Consider the following 19,775-nt stretch of genomic DNA (forward strand, 5'->3'; position numbering starts at 1 on the left):
TTGCGCGATCCGTGTCCGACGAACAGATCGCCACGCGAAAACACCGCCGTCACTGCGAACATTGGGACCATTCGCCTTGCTCATCATCACCCCCGTCACCCACGATCTTGGCGATTTCAAGGTCCGCCGCGCGCTCCCGGCGAAAGCGCGAACAATGGTCGGGCCATTCATCTTCGTCGACCAGTTCGGCCCGGCGCGGCTCCCTGCGGGCCAGGGAATGGACGTCCGCCCGCACCCGCATATCAACCTTTCCACTGTCACCTATCTGTTCGACGGCGCGATCCAGCATCGTGACAGCCTGGGCTCGGATCAGGTCATCCGCCCCGGCGCGATCAATTTGATGACCGCGGGTACCGGGATCGTTCATTCCGAGCGCTCCCCCGCCGCCGAACGCGCCGACGGACCGTCCTTTAACGGCATGCAGACCTGGCTCGCCTTGCCCGACGACAAGGAGGAAATCGCTCCGGCGTTCGAACATGTCGGCCCCGACGCCTTACCGATCATCGAGGGCGACGGGGTGACCGCACGGGTGTTGATGGGCAGCTTGTGGGGCCAGACCTCTGCCGTCACCCAGCACAGCCCGACCATCTACGCTGACATCATCCTCGCCGCCGGCGCCAGCCTGCCGATCGACGCCGAAACTGATGAGCGCGCGGTGATGCTGACTGAAGGTGCGGCCAGCCTCGACGGCACCCCGCTCGAGCTGTTCAGTCTGTACATCCTTGCTCCGGGCGAAGCGCTCACGCTCAAGGCAGACTGCCCCGCGCGCGCCATGCTGCTCGGCGGCGCGGCCTTTGCCACCCCGCGCCACGTCTGGTGGAACTTCGTTTCGTCTTCGCGCGAACGAATAGTCCAGGCATCCGACGACTGGACCGCCCGCCGCTTCCCGGTTGTGCCGGGCGACGAGGAGGAATGGATCCCGATCCCCGCTGTCCCCAAGACGGTGAGCTATCCATGATCGAGCAACGGCGCGTCGCGCTCTCAACCGGGATCGTGATGAACGTCGCGACCGCCGGCCCGGCCGATGCGCCGCCGGTGATCTTCGTCCACGGCTTCCCCGAATCGCACCGCACCTGGCGCGACCTCGTGCCATTGCTCGACGACAAGCTACGGCTGATCATGCCCGACCTGCGCGGCTTCGGCGCAACCGATAAGCCGCAGGACGTCGCCGATTATTCAACCGAAATCCTGGTCGCCGATTTGTTCGCTTTGGCCGATGCGATGAATATCGACCGCTTCGCTTTGGTCGGTCACGATTGGGGCGGGGCGATTGCGTGGGCCGCGGCAATCGGTGGCAATTCCCGGATCGAACGGCTGGCGATCATCAACTCGCCGCATCCCGCCATCTTCCAGCGCAGCCTGATCGACCATTCCGAGCAACGCGCTGCCTCGCAATATATGAACGCCTTCCGCACCCCCGGTATGGAGCAAGGCATCGCCCGGATGGGGCTCGACACGTTCTTCGACAAAAGCTTCACCAAACATGTCGATCTGGCATCCATCCCGGCGGAAGAACGCGCGTCCTACATTGCCGATTGGGGCCAGCCCGGCGCGCTCACCGCGATGCTCAATTGGTATCGGGCGAGCCGGATCGCCGTCCCCGCGCCGGGCGAGCAAGTCGCTATGCCCGACTGGGTCGATCACGTCCCCAGGATCCACGTCCCGGTCCGGGTCATCTGGGGGCTCGACGACGCCGCCCTGCTCCCGGTCCAGCTCGAAGGCATCGGCGAAGTCGGCGACGACGTCAGCGTCTTCCCGCTCGCGGACGTCGGTCATTTCGCGCCGTGGCAGGCCCCCGATCAGGTTGCCGCCGACTTGCGCCCCTTCCTGATGCCCGCCTGAGCGGCTAGAGGCGCGGACATGGCCCGATCACTCTCCCGTTCCGCCGCCCGCCTTGCCGCGGTTCAGGCGCTGTACCAGATGGAAATGGAAGCCACCCCGCTGGCCAAATTGCTCCACGAATTCCACCAGCACCGGCTCGGCGCAACGATCGAGGATGCGACCTATGCCGATGCCGAGCAGGACTTTTTCGACGATGTCGTCAGCGGCACCGATGCTCGGCGCAACGAGATTGACGGACTGATCACCGACCGCCTGGCCGAGGGCTGGAGTCTCAATCGCCTCGACCGCCCGATGCGCGCAATCCTGCGCGCCGGGACCTACGAATTGATCGCGCGTCCCGATGTCCCCGCTGCCAGCGTCATTTCGGAATATATCGACGTCGCCCATGCCTTTTTCGACAAGCGCGAGACCGGATTCGTCAACGGCCTGCTCGACGCCATCGCCAAGTCGGCGCGTAGCTGAGGCGCGATGAACGAGCGCGAGGCGATCGACCGGCTCCGGCGGATTGCTACCAGCGACGCGGCGCGCGGCCTTCTCGACGATACCGCCTTGCTCGACGGGTTGGTAATCACCCACGACAGCATCGCGGAAGGCGTTCACTACCTCCCCACCGACCCCCCCGAGTCGGTCGGCTGGAAGCTCGCCGCGGTCAATGCCAGTGACCTCGCCGCCAAGGGAGCCGAGCCGGTCGCGGCGCTGCTTTCGCTAGCCCTCACCGGCGACGATGAGTGGGAAAAGCGCTTCCTCGACGGGCTAGAGGACGCGCTCGACACATTCGGGCTCAAGCTGATCGGCGGAGACACCATCGCCTTGCCCCAAGGCGCACCGCGCGTGCTCGGCCTGACTGCCATCGGCCGGGCTGGACCGCGCACCCCGTCCCGCTCCGGCGGGCAGCAAGGCGACCGGCTGTGGCTGGTCGGAACGCTCGGCGACAGCGCTGCAGGCCTCGCTGTATTGCTCGACAATCCCGCCGCCAGCGGCCCCTTGGTTGAAGCCTATCGCCGCCCGCAGCCATTGCTTGCCGCTGGTCACATCCTCGCCCAGCACGCTACGGCGATGATGGACGTGTCCGACGGCCTGCTGATCGACGCCAGCCGCCTCGCCGAGGCAAGCAAGCTCGCTGCCACCTTCGACCTTTCCACCCTGCCGCTGAGCGAAGCCTTCATCGCCGATCGGGGCGACGACCGCGCCGCCCGACTGTTCGCTGCGACCGGCGGCGACGATTACGCCTTGCTGCTAAGTCTCGCCGAAACGGTCGATCCGTTCACGCTTCCTTTACCATCCGGGACCAGAGTGACGGCCATCGGACGGCTCGTCCGCGGATCGGGGATTTCCCTTGCCGACCGCGGCGAGCCGGTGCCGTTACCGGAGCGCCTAGGCCATGAACATTGTCCTATATTATAGCCGCCAGTGGATCGTCGCCTTGCTCGGGCTGGCGTCGGGCATGGCGACCGCACTGCTGCTCCGTTAAGACCAAGCTGGACAGGCGCTTTTCCACCCCGTAAACCTCCGCCGTCTTCGGGTGGAAGGGCCGCTGCAAGCGCCGCCAAGCTCCGGGTTTCACAGGGGAAGTTCACCAATGAATTTGGTTCTTATCGCGATCGCCTGCGGCGTCGTCGCACTGCTATATGGCATTCTCACCAGCCAGCAGGTGCTTCGTGCATCGGCCGGCAACGCCCGCATGATGGAGGTCGCAGCCGCGATCCAGGAAGGCGCGTCGGCCTATCTCAAGCGCCAATATATGACGATCACCATCGTCGGCGTCGTGGTAGCGGCCATCGTCTATTTCTTCCTCGGCGGCCTGTCCGCCTCGGGCTTCCTGCTCGGTGCGATCCTGTCGGGGGCGACCGGCTTCGTCGGCATGAACATCTCCGTCCGGGCCAATGTCCGCACCGCACAGGCCGCATCGGAAGGGCTCCAGCAGGGCCTGACCATGGCCTTCCGCGCCGGTGCCATCACCGGCATGCTGGTCGCCGGGCTGGCGTTGCTGGCAATTGCCGGCTTCTTTTATTATCTCGTAGCCATCGCCGGCAACGCGCCTAGCGATCGCATCGTCGTCGACGCACTTGTCGCACTTGCCTTCGGTGCGTCGCTGATCTCGATCTTCGCCCGTCTCGGTGGCGGCATCTTCACCAAGGCCGCCGACGTCGGTGCCGATCTGGTCGGCAAGGTCGAGGCTGGAATCCCCGAGGATGACCCTCGCAACCCCGCCGTCATTGCCGATAACGTTGGCGATAACGTCGGCGATTGCGCCGGCATGGCGGCCGATCTGTTCGAAACTTATGTCGTCACCGTCGGTGCGACGATGGTCCTCACCGCCTTGCTGGTGAAGGGCATGGACGCGACCGGCTTTCTCAACCTGATGAGCCTTCCGCTCCTGATCGGCGGAGTCTGCGTCCTGACTTCGATCCTCGGCACTTACTTCGTTCGCCTTGGCGGCGGCACCAACATCATGGGTGCGATGTACAAGGGCTTCGGGATCACCGCCGTCACCTCGGCGATCGCGATCTTCTTCGCCACCCGATATGCACTTGGCGATCTCAATGCGACGATCACGGCGGGCGGAACCACCTTCACCGGCATGGCGCTGTACTATTGCATGCTGCTCGGCCTGGTAATCACCGGGCTGATCATCTGGATCACCGAATATTATACCGGCACCAACTATCGCCCGGTCCGCTCGATTGCCAAGGCGTCCGAGACTGGCCACGGCACCAACGTCATCCAAGGCCTGGCAATCAGCCTGGAATCGACCGCTCTGCCGACGTTGGTCATCTGCGCCGGGATCATCATCGCTTATTCGCTCGCCGGGTTGATGGGGATCGCGTTCGCAGCGACCGCCATGCTCGCGCTGGCCGGGATGGTGGTTGCGCTCGACGCTTATGGTCCGGTTACCGACAATGCCGGCGGGATCGCCGAAATGGCGGGCCTGCCCGACGACGTTCGTCGCAAGACCGATGCGCTCGACGCGGTTGGCAACACCACCAAGGCGGTAACCAAGGGCTATGCGATCGGATCGGCCGGTCTCGCCGCGCTGGTCCTGTTCGCTGCCTACACCACCGACTTGAAGGAATTCTTCCCCGCGCTGGACGTCGATTTCAGCCTCGAGAATCCTTACGTCATCGTCGGTCTCCTGCTCGGCGCATTGCTGCCCTATCTGTTTGGCGCCATGGGCATGACCGCCGTCGGCCGCGCGGCGGGCGACGTGGTCAAGGATGTTCGCGAGCAATTCGCCAGTAACAAGGGCATTATGGATGGCACGTCGAAGCCTGACTATGCCCGTACCGTCGATCTGGTGACCAAGGCGGCGATCAAGGAAATGATTATTCCGTCGCTGCTTCCAGTGCTCGCCCCGATCGCGGTGTACTTCGTGATCACCGCAGTTGCCGGCCAGGCGCAGGGCTTCGCGGCCCTCGGCGCACTCCTGCTCGGCGTGATCGTCGGCGGGCTGTTTGTCGCCATCTCGATGACTTCGGGTGGCGGCGCGTGGGACAATGCCAAGAAATATATCGAAGACGGCAACCATGGCGGCAAGGGCAGCGAAGCCCACAAGGCCGCGGTCACCGGCGATACCGTTGGTGATCCGTACAAGGACACCGCTGGTCCGGCGGTCAATCCGATGATCAAGATCACCAACATCGTCGCGTTGCTGTTGCTCGCGGCGTTAGCGGCCAACGCCGCCGGCTGAACATCGCGTCAGCGCTAAAGACTGGCCCCGCCGAGCATGTTTCGGCGGGGCTTTTCTTTGTGCCCACTTAAGATATCTTCCACCGCGCTCGGCACTCGCTGGTAATGGGGACAGTTATGCGTTGGATTGGCTTGGCGGGCTGCGCCGCACTCACATGGGCCTTGCCTTCGGTCGCCGCGCCGGTTGCCGATCGGATTTCGATCGAACAATTCGCAGCTTTGCCGTTCATCGATTCGCCGCGCTTGTCACCCGATGGCACCAAGGTCGCTGCCAAAGTTGCGATCAACGGCAAGCAGATGTTGGTGATCAACGATTTGTTTGGCAAATCTGCCCCCCGAATACTCCCGCCCGGGACCATCGACGTCAATTGGTGGCGGTGGGTCAATGACGATTGGCTGGTGATCGGCATTGGCGACCAGGACAAGATTTACGACGAAGAAGTTTATGTCACCCGCCTTGCCGGGGTGAAGGCCGACATGACCAAGATCATCCCGCTCGGCTGGACCAAGACCGGGCTCGACGCTGACGACGTGCTGTGGATTGCGCGCGACGGATCGACCAAGATCCTGACCTCCAAGTCGACGGGCTACTTCGTCATCGAAGATTATTTGCCGAGTGTTTGGGAGGCCGATGTCGCGACCGGCGAGATGAAGCGCATCCTGAAGTCACAGGCCGATGTCGTCGAATGGGATGCCGACGGTGATGGCAACATCCGGATGGGCTATCTGGCGTTGAGCAACGACCGGCTGGGCGTGCTGTATCGCCGCGATGGAAGCAGCAAGTTCGAAAAGGTGATCCTCAAGCGAGCCAAGGATCAGTCGGTCCCGATCCCGCAGGTCTATCGCCGCGATGGGACCGCGATCGCCATCGCCGACGACGGCGGGCGCAATGAAGTCTATGAGCTCAACCTGCCATCGTTCACCTTGGGCAAAAAACTGTTCGGCGATCCAAAATATGATGTCGAGGATGTGATCTCCAACGCGCCCAACGATAATCTCGACGGAGTCGTGGTGGTCGATCGCACGGTGCGCGTCGACTGGCTCAACCCCGAATTGAAAGCAGTGCAGGCCGATCTCGACAAGTCGGTTGGCGTCGGTAACGGCCGGATCGTCAGCCTTAGCCGTGATCGCAAGAAGATGCTGGTCGAAGTCGGTGATCCGTCACAGGCCGGGTCGATCTATTTCTGGGACACCGGCAGCGCTCGGATGGACCGCATTGGCTATAACCAGCCGGCGCTGAAATCGCGCAAGCTCTCGCCAGTGAAGACGATTGCCTACACCGCGCGCGACGGCACGCCGATCGAGGCGGTACTGACCCTGCCGCGCAATCGGGCCGCGACCAACCTGCCGCTCATCGTCATGCCCCACGGCGGCCCCGCGGCACGCGACATGGAGGCATTCGACTGGTGGACCCAATATCTTGCTGAACAAGGCTATGCTGTCATCCAGCCCAATTATCGCGGCTCGTCCGGCTATGGCGTCGCCTTTCAAAAGCTTGGTGAGGGTGAGTGGGGCCTCAAGATGCAGGATGATCTGCTCGACGCAATCGCATATGCGGCCAAGCAAGGGATCGCCGATCCCAAGCGGGTGTGCATCATCGGCGCTTCTTATGGTGGCTATGCCGCGATGCGCGGTGCCCAGCGCGACTCAGCTTATTATAAATGCGCAATCTCCTATGCCGGCGTCTCCGATTTGTCGGCGATGAAGCGCTACGATACGCAATTCCTGCTCGGCAAATATGCCAAAACCTATTGGAAGAAGCAGGCACGGGATTTCACCAACGTGTCGCCGCGGTTCCATCCCGAGGAATTCGGTGCGCCGATCCTCATCGCCCACGGGGTCGAGGACAAGCGGGTACCAATCAAACAATCGCGCTGGATGGTCGACGCCCTCAAGAAAGCCGGCAAACCCCACCAATATCTTGAGCAGAAAGAAGGCGACCACCATTTCAGCCGTGCCGAGGATCGCCTCGAATTTCTCAAGGCGACAAAGGCGTTTCTCGACAAGTATAACCCCAGTTAGTCTGGGGGGCGCTCAACCGTCGGAGAATGACCATGCCAAACGCGATTCAGGTCAATCAAACCGGCGGCCCGGACGTCCTTCGCTGGGTACCGGTCGACGTCGCCGATCCCGGTCCCGGCCAGGTCCGCCTTCGCCACCACGCGGTTGGCCTCAACTACATCGACGTTTACCACCGCACCGGCCTTTATCCGCAGCCGCTGCCGTTCATTCCGGGCGTCGAGGGCGCTGGCGTGGTTGAGGCAATTGGCGATGGCGTGACCAATGTCGCGGTGGGCGACCGAGTCGCTTATGCCGGGCCAATCGGGAGTTATGCTGAGCTACGGCTGATCGACGCAGTGCAGCTCGTCACCCTCCCCGCCGCAATCGATTTCGATACCGCTGCCGGGATGATGCTTCAGGGGCTGACGGTCGACATGCTGATCAACCGCGTGCGGCCCCTCAGCAGCGGCGAGACGATCCTGGTCCACGCGGCGGCCGGCGGGGTCGGGCTGATCCTGTGCCAATGGGCCAAGGCGATCGGCGCAACGGTCATCGGCACGGTGTCGAGCGATGCCAAGGCAGAACTCGCCCGCGCCCACGGTTGCGACCATCCGATCGTCACCAGCCGGGACGATTTCGTCACCGAGGTGCTGCGCATCACCGACGGCAGGAAACTGCCGGTGGTCTATGACTCGGTCGGCAAGGACAGCTTCGTCCGTTCGCTCGATTGCTTGGCGCGGCGCGGCATGCTGGTCAGTTTCGGCCAGGCGTCGGGGCCGGTGACCGACTTCCAGCCGGGGTTGCTTGCGCAGAAGGGGTCGCTCTACCTAACTCGTCCGACGCTTTACGATTACATCGCCACCCGCCCCGAACTCGAAGCCTCGAGCGCGGCGCTGTTCGCGATGGTCAGCGCCGGCAAGGTCAGTATCGAAATCGGCCAACGGTTCGCGCTGGCCGACGCCGCATCAGCGCACCGCGCACTGGAGGCCCGCCAGACCGTTGGATCGACCGTCCTGACGGTTTGACCACCCGCCTTCCCTTTCGGCGCGTTCGCGGCTATGCGTCCGCGCCAATTCGTACGTACAGATGTTAAGGATTTGAATGGCCAAGGAAGAACTTCTCGAGATGCGCGGCAAGATTGCCGAGCTGCTGCCCAACGCGATGTTCCGCGTTACGCTGGAGAATGGCCATGAAGTGCTCGGTCACACCGCGGGCAAGATGCGCAAGAACCGCATCCGCGTCCTGACCGGTGACGAAGTGCTGGTCGAGCTCACGCCCTATGACCTCACCAAGGGCCGCATCACCTATCGCTTCATGCCCGGGCGCGGAGGCCCAGGCATTCCCGCCTGATGCGACTGATCCTCGCGTCGGCGAGCCCGCGTCGGCTCGACCTGCTGGCCCGCATCGGGGTCACCCCCGACGCCGTCCACCCTGCCGACATCGACGAACGTATTCCGACCGGTGAACTGCCGCGGGTCCATGCCGAGCGCCTGGCGCTGGAGAAAGCCGCTGCCGTCGCCGCCAGCTTCCCGGACGATCTGGTCCTCGCTGCCGATACGGTCGTCGCGGTTGGCCGCCGGATCCTGCCCAAGGTCGAAGATGAAGCAACGCTGCGCAAATGCATGGCGTTGCTGTCGGGCCGCCGCCATCGTGTGATGACCGGGGTTGCGTTGGCGCTTCCCGGTAGCGCAATCCGCACCCGGCTGGTCGAGACGATGATCGCGATCAAGCGCCTGTCCCCTGATGAAATCGACTTTTACGCCGCGCATGGCGAATGGCGCGGCAAGGCCGGCGGCTATGCGTTGCAGGGCTATGGCGAAGTTTATGTCCGGCATCTCGCAGGCAGCTATTCCAACGTCGTCGGTCTGCCGCTGGCCGAGACCCGCCATTTGCTCAAGTCGGCGGGCTTTAAGATTGCCTGAATGGCTGATCGAACGCGGGATCGGCGAAACCCGCGCGATCCTGGTCGACGGTGGCACGATTGTCGAAGCGCGGGTGATGCTCGCGGGTCAAATCGCGGCGGGCTTGATCCTCAAGGCCAAGCTCAAGACTGTCGGGCGCAACGCCATCGCACTGGCTGACGGCATTGAATTTCTGCTCCCAAAGGGTGCGCCCGGCGTGACCCAGGGCGCGGCGCTTACGATCGAGGTTGCTCGCGAGGCGATCGGCATCGAAGGGTGGAAGCGCCCGCTTGCCCGGGTCAGCGATGCGCCCGCTGCCATATTCACGTTTTCGGGTCGACCCCTCGCCGTGACCGACAATGCCTTCGACGATGCCGGTTGGCCCGACCTGATCGAGGAAGCGCGCAGTGGGATCGTCGGCTTTCGCGGCGGTGCGCTGCGCGTCGCGGTGACCCCCGCGATGACATTGATCGATGTCGACGGCTCGTCTCCACCAGGCGAGCTAGCAATTGCTGGTGCTACCGCATCGGCCAAGGCCATCCGCCGCCATGGGATCGGCGGATCGATCGGCATCGACCTGCCGACCGACGGCGGCAAGGCAGCCCGCCACGCGGCGGCCGAAGCGATCGACCTTGCCCTGCCCCAGCCGTTCGAACGAACAGCGGTCAACGGCTTCGGCTTTGTCCAGATCGTCCGCCCGCGGCGTCACGCCAGCCTGTTCGAGCTGGCGCTCAATCGCCCGGCCTTTGAAGCCCGCGCACTACTCCGCTCTGCCGCGCGCCAAATGGGAAAGATTGAGCTTGTCGCTCATCCCGCCGTCCTCGCGGCGATGCTGCCCGACTGGACTGACCAGCTGGCGCGCCAAATCGGTGGCGCAGTGGCCTTGCGTAGCGACCCAAGCCTCGGCATTGCTGGCGGCCATGCCGTCCGCCGCTAAGCCCTGCCCGATGTGCGGCAAACCCCCGCACAACGATGTCGACGCCCCCTTCTGCAGCCGCGGCTGCAAAGATCGCGACCTGCTGAAATGGCTCGGCGGTGGATATGCGATCCCCGGCCCGCCAGCGGATACCGACGGGCTGGACAGCGACGAGAGCGCCAGCTAGAGCGCGCCTCGCTTGACAGGACACTCCGTCCAATTGGTGCGCCCGGGTAGCTCAGTGGTAGAGCAGACGACTGAAAATCGTCGTGTCGGTGGTTCGACTCCGCCCCTGGGCACCATTTTCCGCTCTCTTGCAGGATGAATGGCTCCGGCACATTTGCCCGTTGCTCGGCGTGAGGTTGGGTGAGCATCCGTTCCCTTTGTGCGAGCCAGCCAGCCGACGCTGCGGTCCCGCTCATCGACGGCCCTTTTCCTTGACAATCCGTCACTTAAACCGCAATCGCGCTGGCCTGCCGTGGGAACCCATGAACACCATATGCGCGACTCCCCGGACTCCCTGAAATTGGCTGGAATAATGCTTCCAAAGCCACTGGCCGATGCATTTCGCAGTTGCCGACCGCATTTCATGGCCACAGCGGGGTTCAGCCTGCTGGTCAACCTGCTGTTCCTCGCGCCGTCGCTTTACATGCTTCAGGTTTATGACCGGGTCGTCGCTACAGGTGGCAAGACGACCTTGCTGTTCATCACGCTCGCGCTGGCGATTGCCTTGCTGACGCTCGCCGCACTCGACGCGATCCGATCGCGGTTGATGGTCCGCGCCAGCGTCCGGCTTGAAAACCAGCTTGCGCCGTTGATCCTCAATCGGATGATGTCGGTCGGCGGGGCGGCCAACGGGCAGGCGATGCGCGATCTCGACACGGTTCGTCAGACGATCGCCAGCCCGATTGCCAACGCCATCTTCGATGCACCCTTCGCGCCGATCTTCATCATCGTCGCCTTCCTGCTGCATTTCTGGATCGGGATGCTGGCAATTGGCTCGATCGCGCTGCTGCTGCTGGTTGCCTGGCGCAACCAGTTGGCGACCCGCAAAAGCATGGAAGACGCAACCTTGTCGCTGGCGCAGTCGCACGCTTCGCAGCAAGCGGCCTCGCTGCAGGCGCAGACCGTGCGTGCCTTGGGCATGACCGGCGCGATGGTGTCACGGCAGATCGCGCTGCGATCGGACGGACTCGGCAAATTGGTCGACTCGCAGTTCATGGGCAGCCGGTTCGCGGCGGGAAGCCGGTTCCTGCGCATGTTCGTTCAATCCGCCGCGCTGGGGCTTGGAGCATTGCTCGCGATCGCGGGCTATATTTCTGCTGGCGCGATCATCGCCGCATCGATCCTGCTCGGGCGCGCGCTTCAGCCGGTCGAGGTGTTGATTGGCGGCTGGTCGACGATGAGTTCGGCGCGGGTCGCACTGGCCCGGCTGGCGGATGTCCTGTCGACCGACGACGATGCGATGCGAATCCGGACGTCGCTGCCCAAGCCCGAAGGACAGCTCAGGGTCGAGGGCGTCGCCGTCCGCCGGCCCGATGGAATGGCAATCCTAGCAGGGATCAGTTTCGCCGCGTCGCCCGGGGAAATCACCGGCATCATTGGTCCCAGCGGCTCGGGCAAGTCGACGCTGGCCAAAGTCATCGCCGGCGCGATCGTCCCGGAAATCGGGACGGTCCGGATCGACGGCGCCCAGCGGCAGGACTGGTTGACCGACGAACTTGGCCATCATTTCGGCTATCTGCCGCAGGAACCCAGCCTGTTGGAAGGCAGCATCAAGGACAATGTCTCGCGCTTCGCTCGCTGGTCGGCTGGTCCGCCCGAGGACATCGATGTCAAGGCCGTTGCCGCCGCGAAGCTCGCCGGCGTGCACGACCTGATCCTGCAATTGCCGCAGGGTTATGACACAAAATTGGGTCCCGGCGGCGCCGGGCTGTCGGCTGGCCAGTCGCAGCGGATTGCATTGGCCCGCGCTTTTTACGGCGACCCGGCGATCCTGGTGCTCGACGAGCCCAACGCCTTCCTCGATGCCGAAGGCGAGGCGGCGTTGATCGCGGCCATGAAGAGGGCGCGTGATCGCAAAGCGACGCTGCTGATCGTCGCGCATCGCCGGTCAGTGCTGGCCATTGCCGATCATCTGCTGGTGCTTGAGGCCGGGCGACCGACGATGTTCGGGCCATCGAAGGAAATCGTTGCCCGGCTGTCCGCCCCGCGCCAGCAGGGGCAGGCATCATGAGCATGGTCCCGTCGCTGTGGCGCGAAAAGCCGACCAACGAATTGGCGGCGGCCGACGATCCCCGACGCGACATCCGGGCTGGCGCATTAATCGGTTTCTTCTTCTTCGTGATCCTGCTCGGTTGGGCCGCATTGGCGCCGCTCGACGCAGGCGTGTTCGCGCCCGGCACCATTGCCGTCTCGGGCAACCGTCAGGCGGTCCAGAGCCGCGAAGCCGGGATCGTCGGTTCGATCAATGTCCGCGAAGGGCAGACGGTCAAGGCCGGCGAAGTGTTGCTCGAGCTTGCCGCGCCGGACCTGATTGCGACCGAGCGGGCGCTAACCAGCGAATATTTCAACCTAGTGGCGCAGCGCGCGCGCTTGCTGTCCGAACGCAACGGACAGGGCAGCTTTCCGGTGCCTGCGGAACTCACCAACCTGTCGGATGCCGACCGGCCCATCGCGCAACAGGCGTTGCAACTGCAACGCGCGCAATTGCAGGCCCGGTCGGGGTCGCTGTCGGCGCAATCATCGGTGCTTGGCCAGCGATCGCGCCAGCTGGCCGAACAGCAGACCGGCTATGCCCAGCAGCGCGTGTCGGTGCGCGAGCAGCAGCGGATCACGCAGGACGAGCTGAGCGGGCTTCGCGAGTTGGAGAAAAAGGGCTTCGCGTCGATCAACCGCGTGCGAGCACTCGAACGTGCGCTTGAGGAATTGCGCGGACGCGAGGCGGCGCTGACTGCCGAAATGGCGCGGGCGGGTGAAGGCATGGGCGAATCGAGCATGCAGTCGCTGAGCCTGCGCAAGACCAATCTCGAACAAGCTGCGACCGAGCTTCGCGATACCCAGACCCGCCTGTCGGATATTCTTCCCAGACTAGTGACTGCGCGGCAGCAATTGCAGAATAGCCGTCTTCGCGCGCCTGCGTCGGGGCAAGTCGTCGGGCTCGCCGTGTTCACGGTCGGCGGGGTGGTTGCGCCAGGCCAGACGCTGATGGATATCGTCCCCGACACCCGCAAGCTGGTGATTCAGGCGCAGGTCAATCCGGGCGACGCCGACGATGTCTATCAGGGGCAGAAAGCCGAGGTCCGCTTCCTGAGCGTTCACGACAAGACGCTACCGATGCTACAGGGGACTGTGAAAACCATCTCTGCCGACCGGCTCACGAACGAAAAAGCCGGCACCTCTTACTATGTCGCGGAAATCGAAGTGGCGCCGGCCGAGCTCGACAAGGTCAGGGCAGTGCTTGGACGCGGGCAGCTTCGCCCCGGCCTGCCGGTCGAAGCCGTATTATCGGCCCGCAAGCGCACAGCGCTACAATATATTCTTGAGCCGCTGACGACCAACTTCTGGCGATCGCTGCGCGAGCAATAAACCGGCGACTTAGCCTCGCTCGGGCTCTGGCGGCGGCGGGGGCGGAGGTGGTGGCGGCGGGCACATATCACTTGCTATGATCACCGATCCATCCGGACTGGTCTGCGTCGCCGGCGGCGGCGGCGGAGGAGGGAGCGGCGGCGGGGGCGGCGGCGCCGCGACTCGCGCCCCGAAATTGTAGGCCAAAGTGGCGAGCAAGCTGTGCGACCGGATGTCGGTCCGGCCATCAAAGCCGACGCCGAACAAGTCGCCCTTGACGTTACTGACATTGAAATAGCGATACTTCAGGCCAGCATCGAGCGAGTCGCTGACCGGCACTCGAAGGCCGGCAATCAACTGCCACGCAAATCCGGTATCCTTGAGATGATATTTGGCCGTGCCGAGTTGGTCGATGGTCGTGCTCACACGAGCGATTCCGGCACCGGCGCCGGCATAGAAACCGACACCGTCATTGCCGCCCACATCGAATAAAGCGTTGACCATTCCTGACAGGATACTGGTCCGGCCGTCGGCATCAATCTGCGCCCCTGGAGAGACCGGCTGGTCGCCTCCACCCGGGAACGGGCCTGGCGCATTGTTATCGATGTCATATTCATTGTGCCTGGCGCGCTTGTAGCCAAGCTCGCCTTCAAGTCGGAACATGCCAAGGTCATAGCCAAGGACAAGGTCGGCGTCGTAACCGAGGTTGTGATCGACATCGAGCCACGGGGTCCAGTCGCCGCCGGAAAAACGTCGGTCAACTTCCGAATCCTGAACTTTGATAGCGCCGGCTTCGGCCCCGACATACCAATTGCCATCGCGAGCAGAGGCGGGTGCGGCAATGACAATGATCGCTGCTGCGGAAAGCCAGTAATTTTTCACATGAACCCCTATTGTTCCAGATTGGGCACGCGCATCACCCACTTCCGAAAGCGACATTGGGCCGATCGGTTCCCGGGTTTAGTCGATTGTTGACTGACCGTTTCGCGGCGGCCACATGTTTCTCGGGTTCGGCCACTGACGCCGAAAGGTTGAATCCGATGACGTCGCTCGATTAATTCTCGAGAAGTTCGTCCTGCAACGCATAAAGCACGACGCCGAAGCTATTCTGCTCGTGGACCCGAAGGTGGAAGCGGTAACCCAGCTTCCAATCGTCGATCAGCTCGGCGATTTCGTGGAGATGCCCTGGCGTATGATAGGCCGAAACCAATAGGTTGGGTCGCTGCTCGCGGATCAGCTGCTCCATGCCCTTGAGGGTGTCGATCTCCGCGCCCTCGACGTCGAGCTTGACGAGGTTGATCGGCTCGCCGTGGAGCACGTCGTCGATCGCGACGCACTGGATGGTGACATCGCCACTGTCACTCAAGTGACTGGCCATCGAACTGCCGCTCGAAAATTTGAGTTGGGTGGTCGACGACCATGTCCCGAGCGGGAGGCAGAGCGCCGTGTCGACCGGGAAGCTGCGGCTGGCGAGGATGGCGAAGTTGGCGAGGTCGGGCTCGAACGCGACCAGGCTGGCGATAGCATAATTTGCGGTCAGCAATTTGTGGATCGCAACCCCGGTGAACGCGCCGCAATCGATCAGTCGAAGTGGCTCGGCAAAGCGCGGCAGGTCGGCCGGGGTATATTCGTCGTCGAGGCTCGGGATCGGGCAATCGGCGATCACCCCGCCGCGACGATAGCGGAGCAAGGCATCGAACAATTCGCGGCTCTTGGGATCGGCGAGGAGCGACCTGGCGCGGGCGAGGTTCGCACTGCGAGCATCATATGAAAATGACGGGTCGAGCCAGTAGCCATTGTTGGACTTGGGCTGGTCGATGAACTCAGCGAGGCGGATCGGGGTGAGGATGTCGGCAGCGCCGGCGGCGGTCAGGTCGGCGTTGAGCTGGTGCAAATCGACGTAATGATTATGTAAGGAGATCAACACCTTAGCGCCGGTCACATCCGCTTCGCCAAGCGCGCGCACGGGGATATCGCGATACATTTGCCCGGCCTTGCCGCGATCGAGGATAAGGTCGATTGCCACCCCCGCATCGAGCAATTCATCGACGATCAGGCGGCCGGTCGATCCGAGCCCATAAACGACCAGATTCACAACGCCGGCTCCGGCGACCGGCGCCACGGCAGCGGCGATTGCCAGCCGTTCGCACGCGCATCGGCCCACACGTCGCGGATGGTGACGAGCGACAGGCTGAACAGCATCAGATGAACCAGTACTGGGCGCAGGAACGCACCGACCCCGACAAAATATTCCGCAATCACATTGCCTCCGGACAAATAAGAATCGCGCACCACAGGAGGCACTTTCTCGATCGGAATGTCCAATGCAATGCACAAGGTATAGGCCAGCAGGATCGCCACCGGCCGCCCGACCCCGCGCCAATTCTCCATGAACACGAAGAAAATCAGCAGCATCTGGGTATAACCGCCGACTTCCGAATTGATCACTGCAATGCCCATACTGAGCAAGATCAGCCGGTGCATCGGCACCACGTTCGGACGCCACCATGCCGCGGCCGCGGCAACGACAATCGACAGTGTGACACTGATTATGAACCAGTGGACGACGAAGGCGATGGTTTCGAGCGTGCGCGATCCGAGCGCGGTCAGGATCGGGAAATTGACGTCCCCCGTGGCCAGCATTTCAACCGGCTTCAAGGAGCTTGGATACCATAAGTCGAGCAGGCTCGCGGCTTTGTAGCCGCCGGCATACGCAGTAATGTTGGCGTAAAGCTCTCTCGGCGTGCCTTCGCCATAGAGGGCGTAGGTAATCAGATAGATCACCACAGTGGCGAGCAATGCGCCTTCGAACCACCGCCAGCGCCGCTTGAGCAATTGGGCGAACAAGGTGCCGATCAGATAAACTTTGAAGTTGACCGCAAGCCCGGCAAAAATCCAGCGCAGCCGCGCCGAGCGGAGCAACGGACCGTAAGCGAGAATCAGGCAGGTAAAGCAGAACAGCAAAACGTTGCCACGTTCGAGCGCATAGGTCATCGACAGGCCGGCGCATAAGGCAAAGGCTCGCGGGATCGCGGTTTGCCGATCGAGCTTCCAGAAGCTCATCCCGATCAGCACGGCGTCGATCAGGTAGAAAGCGAACAGCGAGGTAACCCCATAGACGTCGCAGGCGCGCGCTTCCTCGCTGGCGTTGAAGACGTAGCATGGCCCCCACGACAGCAGCTTGAGCACAACGAACGACAAAGGCGGGTAAATCGTCTGGAACGCGTCATAGGCCCCGCCTTGGTGCGCGAAGGTCGCGGGCGCGAAAAAGTCCATGAAGGTGCCGCTGGGCTCGTAAAAATAGGGCGCCGGCAGATAGCCGTTAAACCATGCGAATATGATCGAATAAGCCAGCCCAATTGCCACCGGGACGGTGAGCGAGCGCTCGAGCCAGATACTCCATCCGCGGTCCGACGGTGGCATCGTTCAAGCCTGTTCGCGGGGCTTGAACACCCAATGCTTGAGGATGAAATAATTGATCAGCGAGACGATCCCGACCGCGATGAACCCGGCGAGATAGGGCGACGCGACGAACCGCGACACCGCCCACAAGGCGCCCAGACCGAGCAGATAATTGACCGCGTAGGACGCCACGAAGCGCGACTTGGAGACATTGGCATCGTGGAAGGCGTGGCGGCTGTAGGTGACATAATTGAACGCCATACCGAGCAGATGCGCGACAATCTGCGCCACATACATGTTGAGCCCAAGCGCGACGAACAAGGCATAAAGGCCATAGCCGAATACCGTGTTGACGATGCCCGCCTGATAATAGCGCCACAGGCGTTCGATCGAGCCCATCGGCCTGGCTGGCGTCACCATCATCCGTCCGTCGGGAAGTTGACCCGCTCGCGCTCGACCACCAGCGGCGTGCCGCGAGTCCGGTCCGAAATCATCCGAACCTGAACCCCGAGCAGGCCAAGGAACAGGAACAGCAAGCCGAACTGAAATTCGAGCAGGGTCGCAAACAGCCACATGCGCGGATTGGCCCCGACGATGATCGAATAGAGTGCGCCGAGCATCGTCACCAGCGTCGCGGAAAAGACGAAGAAGCTGACGTAGAGCGGCACCCGCAGCAGGCCCTTCGACGACCCCGCAAAGGCCGACAAGGCAAAATCGAGCAAGGCGAGGAAGCCGTTCTTCGACTGGCCCGCGGCGCGCGGCGGGCGCTTGAACGGGATCGTTTCGATCTTGTAGCCGGTTTCCACCAGCAAGCCGCGAAAGAACGGCTCGGGCTCATTGAGCGCGGCGATGGTTTGGACAACTTTGCGGTCATACAGGCCAAAGCCGGTGGCATTGGGAATGATCGGATAATCACCGAACTTGCGCTGCAGCCCGTAGGACAAACGGCGGATTCCGGCGAACACGGGCGAGACCTTTTTGGTTTGGCTGGTGGCTAGCACGATCTCCGCCCCGGCGCGCCAGCGCTTCACGAACTCCGGGATCATTTCGGGCGGATCCTGGAAATCGGCGACGATCCCGATCACCGCGCGACCGGTGGCTTCGAGCACCGCATGGGTCGGCGAGCGCAATTGGCCAAAGTTGCGGGTGTTGGCGATCAACTTGATCCGCGGATTCTGGGCGCACAGCCCGCGGATGATGTCGACCGTTCGGTCGGTCGAGCCATTGTCGATGAAGATGATGTCATAATCTTTGCTGACCAGGTCCATCTGCGCCACCACCGCCGCCGCGATGGCCGCCGCATTATCCTCCTCATTGTAACAGGGGATGACGACCGACAGCTCGGGCCGCGATTGGGCGGGGTCAGGCATAGGTTTCGCGGATGACGGCGCGATTGCCGACCGGCGGGCGAAGCTCGTAAAATTCGATCGCGAGCAGGATCAGCAGCAACGCCAGGGCCATGGCTAGCGCCGGATAATTAAGCTGGCGCGAAGTATCGATGAACGGTGGTTCGAGCACGCGGATATTGGCGGTCGAGGTCATCGCATCGATCGCCGTGCCTTCGAGCAGACGCGCATAGGTGTCGTAAAGCGATTGGGAGATGTTGAGCTCGCGCTGGAGCTTGCGGAACTGGGTCGAGCTGGCAACCGCGCGGCCGACGCTTTGCGAGCGTTCGGGCGAGGTCCCCATCGCCGCGCCCAACTGGCCCCGGAGAGTCGCGAGTTCGGCCTGGATCTGACGAACCTTGAGATTGTCGTCGGAATAGAATTGGCGCGAGGCGGCCAGGTTCAATTCGGTCCGCCGGATCGCCTGTTGCAGCATATTGACCCGATCGGACGCGGTCGTGGCCTCGACCGTCGGATCGGGGGTCCGGGTGCTCAGCCGAAGCGTGTCGAACGCGCCTTGTGCCCGCGCCAGCCGATCAGACGATTCCGACACCAATCTGGTCAGCACTTCACGCTTATATTTGGTCTGATCCTGGCTTACCACGGCAAGCTGCTGGCGGGCTGCACTTTCGTAGGCGGTGACAATCTGCTTGGCGAAATCGGCATCGCCAAGCAGGACCTGAATCTGGATGATACCACCGCGCAAGGCCCGGATATCGACGTGACGCTTGAGCCAGCGATGCGTTTCGGCGCGGCTGGTCGAACCGATCTTATCATCGAGCTTCAATTGCTGGGCGACGCGATCACGAACCGGTACGCTCGATGCAATCTTGAGCGCGATCTCGATCGCTGCCTGATTGCCGAACACGCTGTTGAGCGCACCAAGCTGGACCTGCGTCGGGTTGAAGCCGAGCGTGGTCGGATCGCTTGGCGTCAGGGTTACCGCCGCGCGATATCGTTCGGGGAAAAAGCCGAGGAAGAGGAAGATCGCGACCAGCACGGCAAAGGTCAGCCGGCGCGTCAGCGGGCGGTTGAGCCACTGCAACCGGGCGACGGTGCCGGTCACGGTCCGTG

Annotated in this window: 19 protein-coding genes and 1 tRNA gene; 14 read left to right on the forward strand and 6 right to left on the reverse strand. The window is 63.0% G+C overall.

Annotated features, from left to right (window positions below; translation table 11 throughout):
- The first annotated feature begins 61 nt into the window (after positions 1-61).
- From RMN73_RS07270 to RMN73_RS07335, 14 genes are all read left to right on the forward strand, one after another.
- Positions 62-958 carry a pirin family protein gene (locus tag RMN73_RS07270; RefSeq protein WP_309602654.1) on the forward strand — a complete coding sequence of 299 codons (897 nt, stop codon included), beginning with the start codon at positions 62-64 and terminating at the stop codon, positions 956-958.
- The gene (locus tag RMN73_RS07275) at positions 955-1,842 is read left to right on the forward strand and encodes an alpha/beta fold hydrolase (protein ID WP_309602655.1); all 888 of its coding nucleotides are present in this window, start codon (positions 955-957) and stop codon (positions 1,840-1,842) included. The genes RMN73_RS07270 and RMN73_RS07275 overlap by 4 nt, the downstream gene beginning before the upstream one ends.
- A gap of 18 nt (positions 1,843-1,860) precedes the next feature.
- Entirely contained in the window at positions 1,861-2,304 is a 444-nt protein-coding gene (gene nusB / locus RMN73_RS07280) for a transcription antitermination factor NusB (protein ID WP_309602656.1), read from the forward strand.
- A 6-nt stretch (positions 2,305-2,310) separates the two neighbouring features.
- On the forward strand, positions 2,311-3,246 hold the full coding sequence (gene thiL, locus RMN73_RS07285) for a thiamine-phosphate kinase (protein WP_309602657.1): 936 nt from the start codon (positions 2,311-2,313) through the stop codon (positions 3,244-3,246).
- A 175-nt stretch (positions 3,247-3,421) separates the two neighbouring features.
- Entirely contained in the window at positions 3,422-5,530 is a 2,109-nt protein-coding gene (locus RMN73_RS07290; RefSeq protein WP_309602658.1) for a sodium-translocating pyrophosphatase, read from the forward strand.
- Between the two features lie 116 nt (positions 5,531-5,646).
- Entirely contained in the window at positions 5,647-7,551 is a 1,905-nt protein-coding gene (locus RMN73_RS07295) for a S9 family peptidase (protein WP_309602659.1), read from the forward strand.
- A 32-nt stretch (positions 7,552-7,583) separates the two neighbouring features.
- Positions 7,584-8,555, forward strand: coding sequence for a quinone oxidoreductase (locus RMN73_RS07300; protein WP_309602660.1), 972 nt, complete (start codon positions 7,584-7,586; stop codon positions 8,553-8,555).
- Positions 8,556-8,631: 76 nt separating this feature from the next.
- Complete coding sequence (gene infA / locus RMN73_RS07305; RefSeq protein WP_309602661.1) at positions 8,632-8,880, forward strand: translation initiation factor IF-1; 249 nt, start codon at positions 8,632-8,634, stop codon at positions 8,878-8,880.
- On the forward strand, positions 8,880-9,452 hold the full coding sequence (locus RMN73_RS07310; RefSeq protein ID WP_309602662.1) for a Maf family nucleotide pyrophosphatase: 573 nt from the start codon (positions 8,880-8,882) through the stop codon (positions 9,450-9,452). The genes infA and RMN73_RS07310 overlap by 1 nt, the downstream gene beginning before the upstream one ends.
- Positions 9,445-10,368 (forward strand): ribonuclease, encoded by a 924-nt coding sequence (locus tag RMN73_RS07315; protein WP_309602663.1) that lies wholly within the window; start codon positions 9,445-9,447, stop codon positions 10,366-10,368. The genes RMN73_RS07310 and RMN73_RS07315 overlap by 8 nt, the downstream gene beginning before the upstream one ends.
- Positions 10,369-10,378: 10 nt before the next feature.
- On the forward strand, positions 10,379-10,534 hold the full coding sequence (locus tag RMN73_RS07320; protein WP_405051548.1) for a DNA gyrase inhibitor YacG: 156 nt from the start codon (positions 10,379-10,381) through the stop codon (positions 10,532-10,534).
- A 40-nt stretch (positions 10,535-10,574) separates the two neighbouring features.
- A tRNA-Phe gene (locus tag RMN73_RS07325) sits at positions 10,575-10,649 on the forward strand.
- A gap of 236 nt (positions 10,650-10,885) precedes the next feature.
- On the forward strand, positions 10,886-12,583 hold the full coding sequence (locus RMN73_RS07330; protein ID WP_309602665.1) for a type I secretion system permease/ATPase: 1,698 nt from the start codon (positions 10,886-10,888) through the stop codon (positions 12,581-12,583).
- Positions 12,580-13,935 (forward strand): HlyD family type I secretion periplasmic adaptor subunit, encoded by a 1,356-nt coding sequence (locus tag RMN73_RS07335; protein WP_309602666.1) that lies wholly within the window; start codon positions 12,580-12,582, stop codon positions 13,933-13,935. Before RMN73_RS07330 ends, RMN73_RS07335 begins: the two co-directional genes overlap by 4 nt.
- 9 nt (positions 13,936-13,944) lie before the next feature.
- Here RMN73_RS07335 and RMN73_RS07340 read toward each other — a convergent pair whose 3' ends face one another.
- The 6 genes from RMN73_RS07340 to RMN73_RS07365 all read right to left on the reverse strand — a co-directional run bounded on the left by RMN73_RS07340 (position 13,945) and on the right by RMN73_RS07365 (position 19,767).
- Positions 13,945-14,796, reverse strand: coding sequence for an outer membrane beta-barrel protein (locus tag RMN73_RS07340; RefSeq protein WP_309602667.1), 852 nt, complete (start codon positions 14,794-14,796; stop codon positions 13,945-13,947).
- Between the two features lie 172 nt (positions 14,797-14,968).
- Complete coding sequence (locus RMN73_RS07345; protein ID WP_309602668.1) at positions 14,969-16,009, reverse strand: FkbM family methyltransferase; 1,041 nt, start codon at positions 16,007-16,009, stop codon at positions 14,969-14,971.
- The gene (locus RMN73_RS07350; RefSeq protein WP_309602669.1) at positions 16,006-17,337 is read right to left on the reverse strand and encodes a hypothetical protein; all 1,332 of its coding nucleotides are present in this window, start codon (positions 17,335-17,337) and stop codon (positions 16,006-16,008) included. Before RMN73_RS07350 ends, RMN73_RS07345 begins: the two co-directional genes overlap by 4 nt.
- 3 nt (positions 17,338-17,340) lie before the next feature.
- Positions 17,341-17,736, reverse strand: coding sequence for a GtrA family protein (locus RMN73_RS07355; protein ID WP_309602670.1), 396 nt, complete (start codon positions 17,734-17,736; stop codon positions 17,341-17,343).
- On the reverse strand, positions 17,736-18,686 hold the full coding sequence (locus RMN73_RS07360) for a glycosyltransferase family 2 protein (RefSeq protein ID WP_309602671.1): 951 nt from the start codon (positions 18,684-18,686) through the stop codon (positions 17,736-17,738). Before RMN73_RS07360 ends, RMN73_RS07355 begins: the two co-directional genes overlap by 1 nt.
- On the reverse strand, positions 18,679-19,767 hold the full coding sequence (locus RMN73_RS07365) for a hypothetical protein (RefSeq protein ID WP_309602672.1): 1,089 nt from the start codon (positions 19,765-19,767) through the stop codon (positions 18,679-18,681). Before RMN73_RS07365 ends, RMN73_RS07360 begins: the two co-directional genes overlap by 8 nt.
- Between the last annotated feature and the right edge of the window lie 8 nt (positions 19,768-19,775).

This window comes from Sphingomonas sp. (genome assembly GCF_031372575.1).
Classification (GTDB): Bacteria; Pseudomonadota; Alphaproteobacteria; order Sphingomonadales; family Sphingomonadaceae; genus Sphingomicrobium.